The 19,085-nt window shown below is 43.5% G+C and carries 14 protein-coding genes; 10 read left to right on the top strand and 4 right to left on the bottom strand.

Annotated elements, in window-relative coordinates; translation table 11 throughout:
• The first annotated feature begins 5 nt into the window (after positions 1-5).
• The 3 genes from AC3WJC_RS09210 to AC3WJC_RS09220 all read left to right on the top strand — a co-directional run bounded on the left by AC3WJC_RS09210 (position 6) and on the right by AC3WJC_RS09220 (position 2,414).
• Entirely contained in the window at positions 6-1,028 is a 1,023-nt protein-coding gene (locus AC3WJC_RS09210) for a PorP/SprF family type IX secretion system membrane protein (protein ID WP_492398788.1), read from the top strand.
• A gap of 84 nt (positions 1,029-1,112) precedes the next feature.
• Positions 1,113-1,520, top strand: coding sequence for an OsmC family protein (locus tag AC3WJC_RS09215; protein WP_492398789.1), 408 nt, complete (start codon positions 1,113-1,115; stop codon positions 1,518-1,520).
• A 345-nt stretch (positions 1,521-1,865) separates the two neighbouring features.
• Positions 1,866-2,414: a hypothetical protein gene (locus AC3WJC_RS09220; protein ID WP_492398790.1), complete on the top strand. Its 549-nt coding sequence runs from the start codon at positions 1,866-1,868 to the stop codon at positions 2,412-2,414.
• A gap of 17 nt (positions 2,415-2,431) precedes the next feature.
• Here the strand turns inward: AC3WJC_RS09220 and AC3WJC_RS09225 are convergent, their stop codons facing one another.
• From AC3WJC_RS09225 to AC3WJC_RS09235, 3 genes are all read right to left on the bottom strand, one after another.
• Positions 2,432-2,629 (bottom strand): hypothetical protein, encoded by a 198-nt coding sequence (locus tag AC3WJC_RS09225; protein ID WP_492398791.1) that lies wholly within the window; start codon positions 2,627-2,629, stop codon positions 2,432-2,434.
• Positions 2,619-3,011 (bottom strand): SpoIIAA family protein, encoded by a 393-nt coding sequence (locus AC3WJC_RS09230; RefSeq protein ID WP_492398792.1) that lies wholly within the window; start codon positions 3,009-3,011, stop codon positions 2,619-2,621. Before AC3WJC_RS09230 ends, AC3WJC_RS09225 begins: the two co-directional genes overlap by 11 nt.
• Positions 3,012-3,135: 124 nt before the next feature.
• Positions 3,136-4,557: a hypothetical protein gene (locus AC3WJC_RS09235; RefSeq protein WP_492398793.1), complete on the bottom strand. Its 1,422-nt coding sequence runs from the start codon at positions 4,555-4,557 to the stop codon at positions 3,136-3,138.
• A gap of 175 nt (positions 4,558-4,732) precedes the next feature.
• Between AC3WJC_RS09235 and queG the strand changes: the two genes are divergently transcribed.
• From queG to AC3WJC_RS09250, 3 genes are all read left to right on the top strand, one after another.
• A complete protein-coding gene (gene queG, locus AC3WJC_RS09240; protein ID WP_492398794.1) occupies positions 4,733-5,689 on the top strand; it encodes a tRNA epoxyqueuosine(34) reductase QueG in 957 nt (318 codons plus the stop codon).
• A gap of 146 nt (positions 5,690-5,835) precedes the next feature.
• The gene (gene proB, locus AC3WJC_RS09245; RefSeq protein ID WP_492398795.1) at positions 5,836-6,912 is read left to right on the top strand and encodes a glutamate 5-kinase; all 1,077 of its coding nucleotides are present in this window, start codon (positions 5,836-5,838) and stop codon (positions 6,910-6,912) included.
• 8 nt (positions 6,913-6,920) lie between these two features.
• Positions 6,921-8,171: a glutamate-5-semialdehyde dehydrogenase gene (locus tag AC3WJC_RS09250; RefSeq protein ID WP_492398796.1), complete on the top strand. Its 1,251-nt coding sequence runs from the start codon at positions 6,921-6,923 to the stop codon at positions 8,169-8,171.
• A gap of 419 nt (positions 8,172-8,590) precedes the next feature.
• Here AC3WJC_RS09250 and AC3WJC_RS09255 read toward each other — a convergent pair whose 3' ends face one another.
• Positions 8,591-9,109, bottom strand: coding sequence for a GNAT family N-acetyltransferase (locus AC3WJC_RS09255; protein ID WP_492398797.1), 519 nt, complete (start codon positions 9,107-9,109; stop codon positions 8,591-8,593).
• 238 nt (positions 9,110-9,347) lie between these two features.
• On the opposite strand from AC3WJC_RS09255, the gene mnmA reads away from it, so the two are divergent.
• The 4 genes from mnmA (at position 9,348) to AC3WJC_RS09275 (ending at position 19,063) form a co-directional block, all read left to right on the top strand.
• On the top strand, positions 9,348-10,436 hold the full coding sequence (gene mnmA, locus AC3WJC_RS09260; RefSeq protein WP_492398798.1) for a tRNA 2-thiouridine(34) synthase MnmA: 1,089 nt from the start codon (positions 9,348-9,350) through the stop codon (positions 10,434-10,436).
• Between the two features lie 206 nt (positions 10,437-10,642).
• A complete protein-coding gene (topA, locus tag AC3WJC_RS09265; protein WP_492398799.1) occupies positions 10,643-12,973 on the top strand; it encodes a type I DNA topoisomerase in 2,331 nt (776 codons plus the stop codon).
• A gap of 26 nt (positions 12,974-12,999) precedes the next feature.
• Entirely contained in the window at positions 13,000-13,404 is a 405-nt protein-coding gene (locus AC3WJC_RS09270; protein ID WP_492398800.1) for a hypothetical protein, read from the top strand.
• A 64-nt stretch (positions 13,405-13,468) separates the two neighbouring features.
• On the top strand, positions 13,469-19,063 hold the full coding sequence (locus AC3WJC_RS09275) for an alpha-2-macroglobulin family protein (protein ID WP_492398801.1): 5,595 nt from the start codon (positions 13,469-13,471) through the stop codon (positions 19,061-19,063).
• Positions 19,064-19,085: the final 22 nt, after the last annotated feature.

The following is a 19,085-nucleotide window of genomic DNA, read 5'->3' on the forward strand; positions in this document are numbered from 1 at the left end:
TATAAATGAAAATACATAGCAAATTATTGGTTCTTATTTTTATGCTTACCGCTATTAAAGGCCTGGGGCAGGATCATCAATATTCGCAATTTTTTAATGCACCGGTATATTTAAACCCGGCATTAAACGGGCAGTTTGAGGGTAAAATGCGTATGAGCCTCACCTACCGTAATCAATATACTACCATTCCGGGTAATTTGAATTATTTGTCGGCTACGGTTGACTTTAATATTCCCCGGTTTGGCGGCGGCTTTGGTGTAATGTTTACCCGAAGCAGCGAAGGAACTGCCTACCTGCGTAAAAACAGCATCATGGGCGTTTACTCATATAGTGTAGGTTCTGATGATTATGTATTGTCTTTCGGGTTAGCGGCGGGTGCTACCAACCGGTCGGTTGATATGAGCAAGCTTGTTTTCGGCGATCAGATCGACCCAACATCCGGCATTATTCCCGGCCAGCAATCATCGGCTGACCTGTTAGCTTATAACAGCCGCTTTTACTTCGACTCCGGTTTGGGCATTAACCTGGTAACGGGCGGTTTTATGGTTGGTGCATCCGCGTTTCACGTTAACCGGCCAAACGAATCATTTACCGGCACACCTGTTAAATTACCTATGCGGATAGCCGCGCATGCCAGTTATCGCTACGATCTGAATAAATATGATAATCTGGACGATTATGAAAAATCATTCGTTATACCATCCGTCGTGTTTTACAAGCAAAGCAATATCAACTCCTACAGCGCGGGCGTGCAGTACAAACGCAGAAGTGTTAACGCAGGGTTATGGTACCGCGGTGGCGGCAACGGGCCAAGTGCCGTGGTGGTATCCTTTATTTTTGACATACTTAAACATAGCGAGAGCGATAATAAATTGCGTGTAGGTGTAAGCCATGATGTGCCAATGTCAAAACTAAGCTACGGCGGCACCAGCGGCACCACCGAGGGCAGCGTAGTGTATGAAACTCCGGGTAATGGTGATGGTAACTATAAGTTCAATGGCTCGTTAAGATGTTATGACTTCTATTAATAAGATCATAATAAACACCATCATTTAAAGCAAGCCAACAAAATGGTTGATTCTCGGGTTAGACCTCAGTAAACATCATATTGCATGACTCAGGAAAAACAATCAGTACTTACTGCAAGGTCTGTCACCCGTAAAGAAAACTATCAAACCATAACAACCAGCGGAAACAATGCTATTATTGCAGACGAGCCTGTAGACAAAGGTGGCGCTGATACCGGCATGGACCCATTTGGGTTATTACTGGCCAGCCTTGGCAGTTGTACAAGCATAACCCTGCGGATGTATATTGACCGGAAAATGTGGATAGTTGACGAAATAGCTGTTGATCTGGAGCTATTAAAAACCGAAGAGGGTATACTGATTGAACGACTGCTCAGCTTTAAAGGCGAATTGATACAGGAACAAATTGACCGGCTTTTACAAATTGCCGACCACTGCCCTATTCATAAAATACTTACAGGCAACATTAAAATAAATACCACGGTGGCCTGAAAAAACTCAGGCCGGGAAAAACCCGGCCTGAACCAATCACTCTAAAACAATCACCTCTAACCAAAAGAAGTATCTTAAAAAGCTGCCTATAAAGGGCGGCTTTAATTTTTTTACGGAACAAAAGTACCTAATAAAAAATCGATTGCATGTTTAAACTTCTGTATTTTACGTGTTACTGACATAATATTCTTATTACTGCTTGTCGTTAAATTCCCTTTTATAAATTTTTAAAATTCAAATACGGACTTCATCTATTACAACCTATAGTAATATTTCTATCAGATGTTTTTTAAACCTATCATAGAAATTATTTGTTTATCAGCTACATCTATAAAGAAAAATATTATGAAAATTCATCAAAACAATTTACTCGGAGAGTTAGGCAGCGCCATCGGTAAAGGCATAATTGCAGGCTTAGCGGGTACTGCCGCTATTACATTATCGCAATTAATTGAAATGAAAATAACCAAACGCGAACCAAGTGATGCTACACTGAAAGTTGTTAAGGAAACCGCCGATATAGAGCCAGTTACCGAGGAACAAAAAGAAAAGGTATCACAGGAAATTCATTGGGCTTACGGCACGGCCTGGGGTGTAGCGCGCGGACTTATATCACTTACGGGCTTAAAAGGCTTACCCGCCACCGCGGTACATTTTGCTGCCGTATGGGGTACAGCTTTGGTAATGTTGCCAAAGTATAATGCTGCGGCTCCTGTAAACGAGGAAGAGCCGAAAGCAGTAGCCATTGATGCCTTTCATCATGCGGTATATGCAACAGCGGCCGGTTTCGCTTTTGACACGCTTGACGCGGGCAGCCGCAATGAACGTAAAATACGTAGTATATTAAAACAATTAAAAATCAGAGGGTTGCTTACCAAACTAAGAAAGAGATAGTAATTAGGGCATAAGCCCTAATTACTATCTCTTTCTTCAACCGGCGGGCCTGGATCTCCGCTATCATTATCAGGTGTAACCGTATGTACCCGTTCATCGTCGGGCTTTTTTTGCACATTAGGCTGATTGCCTTTCGCTAATTCATCAGCATGGTTATCTTCCCCTGATTGAGCCTCATTCGGGTCGGTGTTTTGATCGTTTTCTTCAGTTATCATAGGTAGTTATATTTGTATTTCTTTTAGCTATCCACTGTATCGCTTTATCCATCTCACTTAAATAAAAACGTTTTGAAACTCCTGGTATCAAAAAACGGAATATCGCTGTAAACGTTCGCACGCCGCTATCATCAGCAACTACGGCTACCTTGTTCCATTTGGTGTAATATTTAAGGATCAGAAACAAATAGGCAAACATTGCACCTGTTGTAAAATTCCAAACACTACTTTCGGCAACAAGCAGGTAGTTAATTTCGCCGTTGGTGCTAAAAAAACGCGCTACCGCAGGCGCAAGTACCATACTTATATCCTTCTTATTTACCTCTCCTACGGCGTGCAATCCAAGCACATGCGCCGGCAATTCCTCTATTTGTCGTAACATCTGCTATTGGCAATAATCTAAAACGTATCTTCATTAACTAATTAACCTTTGAGCAAAGCCCATACCAATACCTGCATTAAGCAGCTAAAAAATGCTTAATGATGTATTCCGTAGGCAGTAAAGGTCAATTGTCTAATTTTTCGGAGATGCTCTTGATGGCTTCGTCAAGGCTTTTTGCTGAAGTATCTATATCATTAATGATCCGGTCGGCTTCCTCTTTAGTCAGGTTATAACTTTGCAGCAAACCCACCAAACCTAAAATGTTCGACAGGTACCGGCGTACCTCGTGCGAATTGATAAAGGCCAGTTCCTGGTGCTTAGCTGTAAATAACAACTTTTCATAATAATGCTTTTGCCGAACATTACGGTAAAACATAATAATGATGCCTACCAGCAACGCAAATACAATTACAGCGAAAATCAACATCTGGCGTTGTCTTTTGTACTCTTCTTCCTTCCTGATAAAATCCTGCGCTATACGGTCTATCTTCATCTGCGAGGATATGTTAGCTACCTGTACCATACGTTCGGCATGCGTTTGCAGGTGGGCCAATGCTATGCTAAAGTTTTTGGATGCCTCAGCAGTATTGCCACTCTTGAGTTCTATTTGCCCGAGCATCTGATACAGATGATGCGTTAAAAAGGGGTTATAATTATTATTAATGGTTTTAAGCACAGCGCTGATGGTAACCTTTGCCGAATCATTCATCCCCGCTCTGTAGTAGGCATCAGCCAGGTAGATCAAATCTTCATTGTCAAACGGATATTTTTTATCTGTACGTAATGTATTGATCGCGTCAATAGCCCTTATATAACTACCATCAGCTATAACCTCTAAGTATGCTACCCTTTTCCTGAATTCATAAATACCTGTAGGGCCGCGGTCGGGGCTTAACAATAAACGCTGATATTTTTTTAATGAATCGTGATTATCCGTCCTGAAATATATCTCGGCCTTATTAAAATAAATAAAGTTTTTGTGATCAAAGCCATTTGACTTTGCTGCGGCATTCATCGCCTCGGCCTGATCCAGGTATTGCAGGGATTGCTTATAAAGATTATTTTTATAATACAGATCAGAAATATTGATAGCCAGCAATATAAAGCGGTTAATATCATTTAAAGTGGCTGCCTCCTTTTGAGCAAGGCGATATTCAGTCATTGCCCCGGCACTGTTACCTTCTGATATTTCGATAAAAGCCTCGTTACTATGAAGCGAGTAAAGCAGGTAGTGATTACCTGTTTTACCGGCAATTTTAACAGCACGGGCAAAGCTCACCCTGGCCATATTATTTTTAAACAGCCTTTTTTGAATAATACCGTTAATGAAGTATTCAAATGCAGGCGCTTCGTTTTTCCGGTATTGCTGCAGCAGGCGGCTAACCTGTTTCCTGGCTGCGGGTATATCTTTTAACGGTACCTCAACAAAATAACTGGTTAAATAGCGCGTCAGGTCGCCATCTTTGGTATGCTGCTCCCCACCCTTTAACAAGTCTGCAACGTAATTGGTATCAATAGCACCTGCAAATGCACTGGTTAATGCCAAACAGAAAATTAATGTAATTAAATAGAGCCTTTTCCGGATCAGCATATTATAAGGTTAGCATAATATCAGCTAAATATAAATAGAACCTGCCAGTATACGTTAAAAGAAATGTGGGGTTATAGATTTATTTACTTACTGTATAAGTTTACCTACTTTTGTAGGTACAACACCGGGCATGAGCTTAAATAACAGGGCAGTATACAGCAAATTAATAAAGGCCGAAGCCTTGCGGCTTGGTTTTTTGTTTTGCGGTATGGCCAAAGCGGATTTTTTAGAAGAAGAAGCCCCACGCCTTGAAAAATGGCTGAATAATAACATGCACGGCGAAATGCAATACATGGAAAACCATTTTGATAAACGGCTGGATCCGCGCTTACTTGTTGATGGAGCCAAATCAGTGATATCATTAGGGTTGAATTACTATACCAGCGATAAGCAGCTTGACCCTGATGCGCCCAAAATTTCCAAATACGCCTATGGGGCCGACTATCACCATGTTATAAAAGACAAATTGAAACACCTGCTTCAATTTATTCAGGACAATATTGGTGATGTAGGTGGACGGGCATTTGTTGATTCGGCACCGGTACTTGACAAGGCCTGGGCAAAAAAAGCAGGCCTGGGCTGGATAGGCAAAAACAGTAACCTGATCAATAAAAGATCAGGCTCATTCTACTTTTTGGCCGAGCTGATTATAGACCTCGAGCTTGAATATGATATTGAACCCACCGCCGATCATTGCGGAACATGTACGCGCTGCCTTGATGCCTGCCCTACAGATGCCATTGTAGCACCCTATGTAGTTGATGGGAGCCGGTGCATATCATACCTCACCATTGAGCTAAAAAATGAGATACCGGCGGCTTTTAAAGACAAGATGGACGGCTGGATGTTTGGCTGCGACGTTTGCCAGGATGTTTGCCCCTGGAATAAATTTTCGGTAATACATAACGAACCATCCTTTACACCTCACCCAGACTTGTTAGCACTCAACGCCGCCGACTGGACTGAACTAACCGAAGAAACCTTTAAAAAAGTGTTCCAGAAATCAGCCGTAAAACGCGCCAAATTTGCCGGACTGGAGCGTAATATCAAATTTTTACAGCCCGACACGATCGATCAGAAATTATAGTTTACACATCATTTATTGATATTTTAAACTCTTTTTAATAAGAATTTAATTGAATTAGCTATAATTAAGTATAATATCGCTTAAATAAAATCATTCATGTATTCAATATTCCTTGAAATGAGTTAATTTGCTTTAAAAAGATATCTATGCCGGTTAAATATCGAAGAATTATTATAAAAATAGGCTCAAATGTACTCACTCGCGCAGATGGATTGCCTGACAATGAGCGCATAGCCCACCTGGTTGAGCAGATAGCCGAAGTAAAAAAAAGCGGCATCGAGGTGATCCTGGTATCATCAGGGGCAGTAGCATCGGGGCGTAGCCTGATCCAGGTTTCTGACCGTTGTGATGCCGTCGCGGCCCGGCAGTTATTGGCCTCCATAGGGCAGGTAAAACTGATAAATACCTATGCGCAATTATTTGAGAAGGCCGGTATGCTATGTTCGCAGGTATTAGTCACCAAGGAAGATTTCAGGGACAGGCTGCACTATCTCAACATAAAAAACTGCCTTGAAATATTATTGCAGCACCAAGTTATCCCTATAGTAAATGAAAATGATGTGGTGTCAGTAACCGAACTGATGTTTACTGATAATGATGAACTTGCAGGCCTCATCGCCTCTATGCTTAATGCACAGGCTTTACTATTACTTACCAATGTTGATGGTATTTATGATGGCAACCCACAACTGGAAACCTCAAAAATCATCAATGAGGTTAACGGTAAAGCGGTTGACCTTTCGGCCTTTGTGTCGCAGCGTAAATCGCAGTTTGGCCGTGGCGGCATGATCACCAAAACACATATGGCACAAAAGGTAGCCCAATTAGGTATTACCGTGCATATTGCCAACGGCACCCGCGATCATATTTTAACCAGCATATTAAACGGTGATATGCCGCATACGCGCTTTATCCCACAAAAAAACGCCTCGGGGCGTAAAAAATGGATTGCACATTCAGAAACCTCAGCAACCGGCGTTGTACAACTTAATGATGGTGCTAAACAGGCACTAACCTCTGATAAAGCAACCAGCTTACTGCCTATAGGCTTAACGGCTATTAACGCTGATTTTAGAAAAGGTGATATTATTAAATTGGTAGACGGTAATGGCACCCTGATTGGTTTGGGCCGTGCTGAGTACGGTGCTGAAAAGGCCCGTGAAAAAATGGGCATGAAAAATCAAAAGCCATTGGTTCACTATGATTATCTGTATTTACAATAAACCTTGCTATGAGTTATAACCATTACTTTGATAACGCTGTAGCCGCGAGCCAAAAGATGGCTTTGATAACGAACGATGTTATTGATAAGGTATTAAAGGAAGTTGCCGCTGCCGCTGTTGCACAAACAGACCAGATACTTGTTGAAAACAAAAAAGACCTTGACCGCATGGACAAGGACGACCCGAAATACGACCGGCTAAAACTTACTGCCGATCGCATAAAAGCCATCGCCAATGATATTATAGCTGTAACCCAATTAAAAAGCCCGTTAGGCAATGTATTGGATGACAGGCATCTTGATAACGGCCTGCACATTACAAAGGTAAGCGTACCGCTTGGTGTAGTAGGCGTAATTTATGAAGCCAGGCCAAATGTAACCTTTGATGTATTTGCGCTGTGTTTAAAAACAGGTAACGTGGCGATTTTAAAAGGCGGCAGCGATGCTGACTTTTCAAACCGGTGCATTACCGGAATTATCCATCAGGTACTTAAAAACAATAATATTGATGTAAGCACCGCCACCCTGCTCCCCGCAGAGCGTGAAGCTACGCATGCCCTGCTGAATGCCGTTGGTAAAATAGATGTTTTAATACCACGCGGCAGCCAAGGGCTAATAAATTACGTACGCGATAACAGCAAGGTACCTGTTATTGAAACCGGTGCCGGTATAGTGCATACCTACATAGCACCCACTGCCGATGTTGAGAAGGCAGCGGTTATTGTATTTAATGCAAAAACAAGGCGGGTAAGCGTATGCAATTCATTGGATTGTGTGTTAATTCATTCAGCGCGGTTAAATGATCTTTATGCCATTATGCAGCCACTGGCCAATAAGCAGGTAATTATTTATGCTGATGAACCCGCTTACGCGATGCTCGACGGAATTTATCCCCCCCATTTATTGCAACCGGCAACTGCCGAACATTTTGGCACTGAATTTTTAGATTACAAACTTGCTGTAAAAACGGTTACAGATATTAATGAAGCCTTGGCGCATATAGCCAAGCACAGCTCCAAACACAGCGAAGCGATTATAACAGACGATGATGGCGAGGCAGCCCGCTTTACCCGTGAGGTTGATGCGGCCGCTGTTTATGTAAACGTGTCCACCGCGTTTACTGATGGAGCCCAATTTGGCTTAGGAGCCGAGATCGGTATCAGCACCCAAAAACTCCATGCCCGGGGACCTATGGCACTTAACGAGCTGACCAGCTATAAGTGGATTGTGAAAGGTAACGGCCAGGTAAGAAACTCCTGAATAAAAAAATCCGGTAAATAAAAAGCGGGATACTGCACGCCAGTATCCCGCTGAATTTTTTGGGGTAATTACAGTAAATAATAACTTACTGATACTGCCAAAGAAACCACCACAAGTATTACACCTTGCAGTTTTTGTTCAAATGTTAAGTTAACAGCGTTCATATCTTTATAAATTAGGGTATTACAAATCTATCATCTGTTATAAAGTTTGCAATAGTGAGATGCATTTTTGTTAAAATTTTAACAAAATCATAATCTTGATTTTAACCTAATTACACAAAGGCATTTTTCATATAAATAATTCAATAAATATGTTTCAACATTAACAAACGAAACTGGGAATGCGGGCTAAAAAGCGACTTTTGGAGTTTTAATTACACCTATTTAGATTGATTGATGAAAATATCGATAATGTTTTTACAATTGCTTTTTCATCATAACATCGGTTTGCAAATCTCCACCCATATTAAATACATGTTTGCTAAAAGCAACAAAGCCGTTTTTGGTATAAAACCGGATCGCCTTATTGTTATTTTCCCACACCCCCAGCCAGATGTATGCTTTATTGGCCTGTAACGCAATATCCAAAGCTTTTTGATATAGCAATTGGCCGACTTTCTTCCCCTGGTGCTTTTTCAATACATAAATACGTTCGATCTCCATCCCTTCACCGTCCTGTATTTCGGTTTGCGCTATGCCCGAATTGAGTTTTAAATAACCAATGGCTTCACCGCCATCCCAGGCGATAAAAAAATCCGAATCAAGGTTAATTAGTTCATTTGTTATTTTATCATCATTAAAATTTTCATTCAGATACTTTTGCATATCGGCCTTTGTATTACTATCCGCAAACGTTTCATAAAAAGTTTCGCTACCAATGCTTTTAATGGTTTGCGCATCCGCCAATGATGCTTTTGTGATTATGATATCATTCATTGTTTTTGTTATTTATAGGTTTCACTAAACTATTGAATTGATATAAGCTTTATTTAACTCATCAACACTTGGTATAGTTTAATGATGCCGCCATCAAAGTTCAATAATTTTGTCAAAGCAGTCATGCAAATCAACCTGATAAATATGACCTGTTATCCGTTAGGTAGATATCACAACACAGTCAAAATGTGTTACGAATATCTCCCTATGTAAAACATTACTTACTTTTGCAGCCAATATGAGTAAGCACGGTAGGATATTAGTGGCCATGAGTGGCGGTGTCGATAGTTCTGTAGCGGCGGTAATGCTGCATGAGCAAGGTTACGAAGTTATAGGCCTTACCATGAAAACCTGGGACTATGCATCAGCAGGCGGCAGCTCAAAAGAAACCGGCTGCTGTAGTCTTGATAGTATAAATGATGCCCGTGCCCTTGCCGTAAGCTATGGCTTTCCTCATTATATATTAGATATCCGCAATGAATTTGGCGATTATGTAATTGACAATTTTGTTGACGAGTACCTTGCCGGCCGCACCCCTAACCCATGTGTGCTATGTAACACCCATATTAAGTGGGATGCCTTATTAAAGCGTGCGGATAAGCTGGATTGCGAATTTATTGCCACCGGCCACTACGCCAACATACGCGTGCATGATAATGGCCGCCATGTGATCTCCCGAGGTAAGGATCTGAATAAGGATCAATCTTACGTATTATGGGGAGTATCACAAAAAAACCTGGCACGTACAAAATTCCCGTTAGGCAGTTTTTCAAAACCGGAGATCCGCCAGATGGCATTGGATATGGGCCAGATGGAACTTGCCGGTAAAAGCGAAAGTTACGAGATATGCTTTGTGCCTGATAATGATTACCGCGCCTTTTTACGCCATAAGGTGGAAGATCTGGATGCGAAGATTGGTAAAGGCAACTATATATTAACTGATGGCACAGTCGTAGGCCAGCACGAAGGTTATCCTTTTTATACCATAGGACAGCGCAAAGGCCTGGGTATAGCTTTAGGCAAGCCGATGTTTGTTACCGCTATCCGCCCTGAAACAAATACGGTGGTATTGGGTACCGCTGATGAGCTTGAACGCAAAGAGGCCTGGGTTAAAAACCTTAACCTGATAAAATACGAAACCATTACCGAGCCTATTGAAGCGGTAACCAAAATACGTTACAAAGATGCCGGCATGGAAAGCCACATTGTGCAAATGGGCGAACACATGAAGGTCGACTTTCATCATGCCGTATCAGGTATCGCGCCCGGGCAGTCGGCGGTATTTTATGAAGGCAATGATCTGCTGGGCGGTGGCTTCCTGATATAAAAAATAAATCTCTTACCGTTTGTGTACCTTTCTGCACAAACAAATAAAACGTTAAGTAGGTGATTTAAGAGGCATTTACCTCCCGGTAGAGGGTAATGCAAACCGGTTATTCACCCACAGTTTCAAAAAACTTAACGGAATTAAAACCAAAACAAATTTGTGTTTAGCGTTCTTTATATTTTATTTGCACAAAATTAAAACTGTTAATGGCTAAAAACTTACTCATAGTAGAATCTCCCGCTAAGGCGAAAACCATAGAGGGATACCTCGGAAAAGACTTCACCGTAAAATCGAGCTACGGACATATCCGCGATCTGGTGAAATCAGAGGATGCTATCGATATAGCCAATAATTTTCAGCAACGTTATGAGGTACCCGCCGATAAAAAGCAGGTAGTTAGCGAGTTAAAGAAATTAGCTAAGGAGGCCGAAACGGTATGGTTAGCATCCGATGAGGACCGCGAGGGTGAAGCCATATCATGGCATTTGTTTGATACGCTGAATTTAAAGGAAGACAAAACACGCCGCATCGTTTTTCATGAGATAACCAAGCCGGCCATATTAAAGGCGATAGATAATCCACGTAAAATAGACTACAACCTGGTAAATGCCCAGCAGGCACGCCGGGTTTTAGACAGGCTGGTGGGTTTTGAACTTTCACCCGTGCTTTGGAAAAAGGTGAAACCGTCCCTGTCGGCAGGCCGTGTACAATCCGTAGCGGTAAGGCTGATTGTTGACCGCGAACGTGAGGTAAATAAGTTTCAATCTGAGGCTGCATTTAAAGTAGTAGCTATTTTCGGCAAGGGGAAAAATGCTTTTAAGGCTGAACTTCCGCAGCGTTTTGCCCAGCAGGGCGATGCCGAAAAGTTTTTACAGGATTGTGTAGGCGCGATCTTTACGGTTGATTCGCTGGAAACCAAACCGGCTAAACGTTCGCCCGCGGCACCATTTACTACGTCAACCCTGCAGCAGGAAGCAAGCCGTAAGCTGGGTTATTCGGTATCGCGTACCATGTCATTGGCACAGCGCCTGTATGAGGCGGGTAACATTACCTATATGCGTACCGATTCGGTAAACCTGTCTGAATTGGCGTTGAACGCCGCTGCACAGGAGATACGCAGCGCTTATGGCGATAAATACCATCAGCAACGAAAATATAAAACCAAAAGCGCGAGTGCGCAGGAAGCGCACGAAGCCATCAGGCCTACTTATTTTGATAAGCATACCATTGATGGCGACAACGCCGAAAAGCGTTTGTACGAATTGATCTGGAAACGTGCCATAGCCTCGCAAATGAGTGAAGCGCAGTTTGAAAAAACAACCGCTAAAATTGATATATCGACCCGTAGTGAGGATTTGGTTGCCAATGGCGAGGTGATGAAGTTTGACGGCTTTTTGAAAGTATACCTGGAGAGCAATGATGAAGATGAGGATACCACACAGGATGGCGAAAACACCATGCTGCCGCCATTGCAAAAAGGCCAGCAGTTAGATCTGCAGGAACTTACAGCTACCGAAAGATTCTCGCGTCCGCCGGCACGTTATACCGAGGCTAGCCTGGTGAAAAAATTGGAAGAGTTGGGTATCGGCCGCCCGTCAACCTACGCCCCTACCATATCAACCATACAAAACCGTGGTTATGTAGTTAAGGAAGACCGTGATGGCAGGCAACGCAATTTCAGGGTGCTTACCTTAAAGGATGGTGCGATATCCAAACAGGAAAAATCAGAAAATACCGGTGCCGAGCGTGGCAAACTCTTCCCTACTGATATTGGCGCTGTGGTTAATGATTTTTTAGTGCAGCATTTTAATGGTATAGTTGATTTTAACTTTACCGCCAGCGTTGAAAAACAATTTGACGAAATAGCACAGGGTTTAAAGGAATGGACGGACATGATCCGTAAATTCTATGGCCCCTTCCATAAAGATGTTGAAAATACCATTGAAACGGCCGATAAAGCCCGCGGCGAACGTGAATTAGGTGTACATCCTGAAAACGGGAAGAAAATATCGGTACGTATAGGCCGCTATGGCCCCTTTGTTCAGGTTGGCGATAGTGATGATGCCGAAAACAAACCTTTATATGCCAGCCTGCGTACCGGCCAAAGCATTGAAACCATTTCGCTTGAGGAAGCGCTTGAATTGTTTAAGCTCCCTAAAAAGGCAGGTTTGTATGAAGATAAGGATATGACGGTTGCCATTGGCAAGTTCGGCCCATATATACGCCACAACAGTGCTTTTTACTCGTTGCCAAAAGGTTTAGACCCGCTTGATGTGAGTGAAGAACAAGCTATCGAGATCATCAACGAAAAGCGTAAAAAGGATGCTGAAAAGCTGATCAAAATTTTTGATGAAGACCCCGAAGCTAAAATACTGAATGGCCGCTGGGGACCATATATTGAATATGGCAAACAAAACATCAAGATCCCGAAAGACAAGGACCCTAATACCATAACTTTTGAGGATGTAAAAGCACTGGCCGGTGAGGCCGGTAAGGAGCCTAAAAAAGGCGCTAAAAAATTCACCAAGAAAAAATAATCAGTACATACAAATATCTCATTAATATGATTAAAGACCTTCCGGATAATACAGTTAAGGATATAGCCATAGCGGTAGCCCTGGAAGGTGAGAACATAGAGGGCAAAACCTGGTATGTATACCTTATTAATCTCAAAAACGAGCCGATTGATAATGTATTGATTACGGCTAAGGGTTATGGTGAAAAAAACGGGGAGCAGGTAAAAACCTCTACCCTTCGCCACATGATCCCTACTGTGCTGCCCAACGCCTTCGCGCTGATTGAACCGATTGACGAAGAAACCTTTGGGCTGAGCAACGAATACTGGTTGAGCTATTATATCGGCAAGAACATCTACGATAAAAAATTTATTTTTTTACCCGAAAGTATTGTTGATATGAACCTGATTAAATTGCCCATAGTAAATAAACCGGGCGTAATGATAAAATAATTTCAACTTAGTTGCTTAATATGATAAGAGGTTTATATTTACTCAAAAATATAAACCTTTTTTTATGCAGAGTGAAAGAAATCTTTTTAACAATCGCAAAAGATTAATCACTATAGGGATAGCCCTTATATTGATATTTGTTGTAAGCTATTTCTTCATCCACAAACCTAAACGCCCGCCTGTTGATCCGGTTTTTAGTAAGTATATCGAAGCTTACACCACAGGGATCATTTCCAAACAAGGTGTTATACGCATAAAGCTATCAGGCGAGGTACAGGTATCTCACCAGCAAAATGGCGATCTTGATGATGATCTGTTTGAATTTTCGCCATCAGTAAAAGGCAAGGCCCGCTGGGTTGACGCTCGCACCATTGAGTTTACCCCGTCCGAAACCCTGGAACCAGGCCAAAACTACTCGGCCGACTTCAACCTGAGCAAGGTGATTGAAGTGCCCAAGGAGTACAAAATATTCGATTTTGATTTTCAGGTTATCAAGCCTGATTTTACAGTAAGCTTTGCGGGTTTACGTACGGCTACCAATACATCTATCGATAAAATGAAACTGGGTGGCAGCATACAAACCGCCGACACCGAAGACCCTAAAGCGATAGAAAAAATAATATCTGTTAACTATGCCTCATCAGCTAAAGTAACCTGGCAGCATAACGCGGCGGCCAAACTGCATACCTTTACGGTAAACAATCTTGCGCGTGCAAATGGTAAGGCTACTCCTCTTTATGTTGAGTGGAATGGCAGCAGCCTGAATGTTGAAAAGCAAGGTAGCCAGGATTTTGTGGTACCCGCCGTTGGCGATTTCAGAGTACTGGCAGTACGTGCCGTACAAAATAGTGATGAATATGCCGAGGTGCAATTTTCAGATGCCATTATGGTCGGCCAGGAATTAAACGGCCTGATCGGCTTTAACAATATCGGCGATGCCGCTTATACCATTGATGGCAGCGTTGTTAAAGTTTACGCGCCCGAAAGGCTCGAGGGTAATTACACCATTACGGTAAATCCGGGTATCGAGAATATATCAAACAAAAAACTAACAAAACCTTACACGGCCAACGTGTTTTTTGAGAACCGTTTACCGGCGGTTACCATACCGGGCAAAGGCGTTATCCTGCCGGATTCAGGGCACCTGATGATGCCGTTTGAGGCTGTTAACCTGAAAGCGGTGGATGTTACCATCATCAAGGTATATGAAAACAATGTACCTCAATATTTTCAGAATAACGGTTTTGATGGCGGTGCTGAACTGCGCCAGGTAGCTAAGCCAGTAGTACAGAAAACTATTCGACTGGACGATGACAAGGCACTTAACCTGGGCAAAAAGAACCGCTTTATGCTGGATATTGACCAGTTACTGCGTACCGAACCGGGTGCTATATACCGCGTAGTGATTGGCTTCCGTAAGGAGTATTCGTTATTTAACTGTCGTGCTGGTTCGCCTGCAAAAGTTAGCGATGAAGATGAAGGCTATGATGATTACGAATATGGCGGCAGTAATACCGGCAAGGTAAATGACGAGGACGACGAGTTTTGGCAGCGTTATGATAACTATTATCCTGATGATTACCGTTGGGATGAGCGTAATGACCCATGTACCAATTCGTACTTTAGCAAACAGCGCTGGGCCACACGTAACATTATGGCATCAAACATTGGTTTAATAGCCAAACGCGGCAGCGATAATAGCATGCTGGTGGCTGTTACCAATTTGCTTACCGCACAACCCATGAGCGGCGTTGAACTGCAATTACTTGACTATCAAAAACAAGTAATTTTCAAAACCACCTCTGACGGCGATGGCCTCGCTAAGTTCGACCTGAAGCGCAAGCCTTACCTGCTGATGGCCAAATACAATAATGAGCGGGGTTATCTAAAATTAGATGATGGCAGCTCGTTACCATTAACCCGTTTTGATGTAAGCGGCGAGCAGGTACAAAAAGGTTTAAAAGGCTTCATATACGGCGAACGTGGTGTGTGGCGGCCCGGAGATGATGTTTATCTTACCTTTATTTTAGAGGATAAACTCAAAACCCTCCCTCCGGATCATCCTGTAGAATTTGAATTTTATAACCCGCAGGGGCAACTTTATAAGCGTGTTACACAAACCAAATCGGTTGATGGTTTTTATAGCTTCCATACCGCTACTGAAACATCATCACCTACAGGTAACTGGCTGGCAAGGGTTAAAGTAGGCGGCGCGGAGTTTGAAAAAAGTATCAAGGTAGAAACCATTATGCCTAACCGGCTTAAACTAAACCTGTCATTCGGCGGAGCTGAAGAACTTACCAAGGGCAGCGGCGTTAATGGTACCTTATCGGCACAATGGCTTTTTGGTGGTGCGGCACAAAATCTGAAAGCCAAGGTAGATGCATTTTTATCGGCACAAACAACCACATTTAAGGGTTTTGATGATTATGTGTTTGATGACCCTACCCTTGCGTTTAATACCCAAACGCAAACCGTATTTGATGCCCGCCTGAATGCCAATGGCGTGGCCGCTGTAAATACCGATATTAATGTTGAACGACAGGCACCCGGCCGTTTAAGAGCAAACTTTGTAGTAAAGGTTTTTGAACCGGGTGGTAATTTTAGTATAAACCAGATAGCTTTACCTTATAATGTATACCCTGCTTACGTGGGTATAAAAACACCAAAGGGCAGCGATCTTTCGGGCATGCTGGTTACTGATAAAGACCATGTGATTGACATTGCTGATGTAGATACCAAAGGCAAACTATTGCCGGGCAGACGTTCGGTTGAGGTTGAATTATACAAAATTCAATGGCGCTGGTGGTGGGATGAAACCGGCGACGAACTGAGCAACTTTACGCAGGACAGGTATAATGAACTGATAAAAACGGAAACCGTTAACCTGACCAACGGTCGTGGTAAATGGGGAATGCGTATAGCTCAGGCCGACTGGGGGCGTTACCTTATCAAGGTAAAAGATCCGCAAACGGGGCACTCAACCGGTAAGATCATTTATGTTGACTGGCCAAACTGGTCTGAAAGGTTACAGCAGGACAACCCTACCGAGGCGGCCATGCTCTCCTTTACATCCGACAAGAAAAGCTATAAAGTTGGCGAGGAAGCTACCCTTACCATACCAACCAGCAGTGATGGCCGGGCGCTGATCAGCTTTGAAAATGGCAGCAAAGTGCTTAAAACCGAGTGGATAGACACCAAAAAAGGCCAAACCCGCTATAACTTTAAGGTTGATGAAAGCATGGCACCAAACGTTTTTGTTAACGTAACCTTACTACAGCGCCATGCCCAAACTATTAATGATTTGCCGATACGCATGTACGGCGCAATTGGTTTACAGGTTGAAAATCCGGAAACGATACTAAAACCGGTGATCAGTATGCCTGAAAAGATCAGGCCGGAAACACAATCGGCCATTACCGTGTCCGAAGCATCGGGCAAGGAAATGACCTATACCGTAGCTATTGTTGACGAGGGCTTGCTGGACATTACCGGCTTTAAAACCCCCGATCCGCACAGCGCTTTCTACGCTAAGGAAGCCTTAGGCGTTAAAACCTGGGACTTGTTTGATTACGTGATAGGCGCTTTCGGCGGCGGATTAGAACGCATACTTAGCATAGGTGGCGACGGTACCGCCTCGCAAAACAAAAATGTGTCAGTTAACCGCTTTAAGCCGGTGGTGAAATTTCTGGGGCCGTTCCACCTAAACGCGGGCGAAAAACAAACCCAGCGCTTTACCCTGCCACAATATATTGGATCAGTAAGGGCAATGGTAATTGCAGGCCATGCCGGCGGTTACGGCTTTGCCGAAAAAGCGGTGGCGGTTAAAAAACCATTAATGATACTGGCCACCCTGCCCCGCGTATTGGCTCCGCAGGAGCAGATACAACTGCCGGTAACGGTTTTCGCGCTCGAAAAAAATATCAAAAACGTAAGCATTCAGGTACAGTCAAACGCGTTCAGCAACCTTGGCGGCAACAATGTTAAAAACCTCACGTTCACCAAAACCGGCGACCAACTGGTTACTTTTAATTTAAATGTGAAGGATTTTGTTGGTGTTGGCAAGGTTAAAATTATTGCCAAAAGCGGCGGCGAAACAGCGGCTTACGATGTTGAACTAAATGTGCGCAACCCTAACCCGCCGGTTACAAAAATTCTGGAGGCAGAACTCGCGCCTGGCAAATCGTGGGCTGTACCTTACACCGCGCTGGGCATGTTGGGTACCAACAAAGCTACGCTCGAGGTTTCGGCCATACCGGCACTTACCCTCTCAAAACGGTTAAGCTACCTGATCCAATATCCGCACGGCTGTGTGGAACAAACCACGTCGGCGGCATTCCCGCAATTGTACCTGGGGCAGATCCAGGATCTGACCGACCGCCAGAAAGCAGAAGCGGAGCGTAACATCAAGGCAGCCATAAACAGACTGAACGGCTTTAGGGTAAACAGCGGCGGTTTAAGCTACTGGCCGGGTTATGGCGATGCCGATGATTGGGGTACCAACTATGCCGGGCATTTTATGCTGGCCGCCCAAGCTAAAGGCTATCAGTTACCGGTAGGTTTTATTGAGCAATGGAAAAAATTCCAGAAACAAAAAGCACTTGGCTGGGCTCCGGATACACGCAGCTTTTATGGTGCCGATTTGATACAGGCTTACCGGTTATATCTGCTGGCTCTCGCGCGTGCGCCTGAGTTGGGAGCTATGAACCGCCTGCGCGAGTTCCAATACATCAGTGTTGAAGCCAAATGGCGTTTGGCAGCGGCCTATAAACTGGCCGGGCAAACCGAGATCGCGCTGAACCTGGTTAAAGGCTTACCTACTCAAATTAAACCATACAACAGCATGTTTGGCACTTATGGGTCAGATCTACGCGACCAGGCTATGATATTAGAAACGCTTACCCTTTTGGGCCAGCAGCAAAGGGCTTCGGCCTTAATGCGTACGGTGGCATCAAGCCTATCACGCGATTACTGGTACAGTACGCAAACTACCGCTTACTCCCTCATCGCCATAGCACAATACTGCGGCGTAAATAAAAACGGTGGTAAAATGGCGTTCGCTTACCAGGCAGGCAGTAAAGGTTCGGTCAACGCCAAATCGTACGTATGGCAGGCTGATGCCGCGCCAAATGGTGGTAAGGTGTTTGTAAAAAATAACGGTACCAATAAGTTATATGTTCGCCTGATACAAAAAGGTCAGCCATCATCAGCGGATAATGTGGTCAGCAATGTAAATCCTGAAATTATGGATATGCGTATTGCCTATTTTACTTTAGGCGGCAAACCGGTTGATGTGGCAAAACTTAAACAGGGTACTGATTTTGTAGCACAGGTAACACTGCGCAATCCGGGCAGGCAAGGGCGGTATGATAACCTGGCTTTAACGCAGATCTTCCCTTCCGGTTGGGAAATATTAAACAGCCGGATGCTTAATAACGATGAGGCCTTTAAATCATCACCATCCGATTATCGCGACATTCGTGATGACAGGGTTAACACCTACTTCGGTATGGGTGAAGGGCAGGAACTGACCTACTATGTAATGCTTAACGCGGCATACGCGGGCAGGTATTATTTACCGGCAACCTATTGCGAAGCGATGTATAACAACTCCATTAATGCCCTGCTTAAAGGCCAGTGGATTGAAGTGGTTAAGTAATACGACACAAAACACTAAACAA

It is taken from the genome of Mucilaginibacter sp. FW306-07-L, from assembly GCF_058782065.1.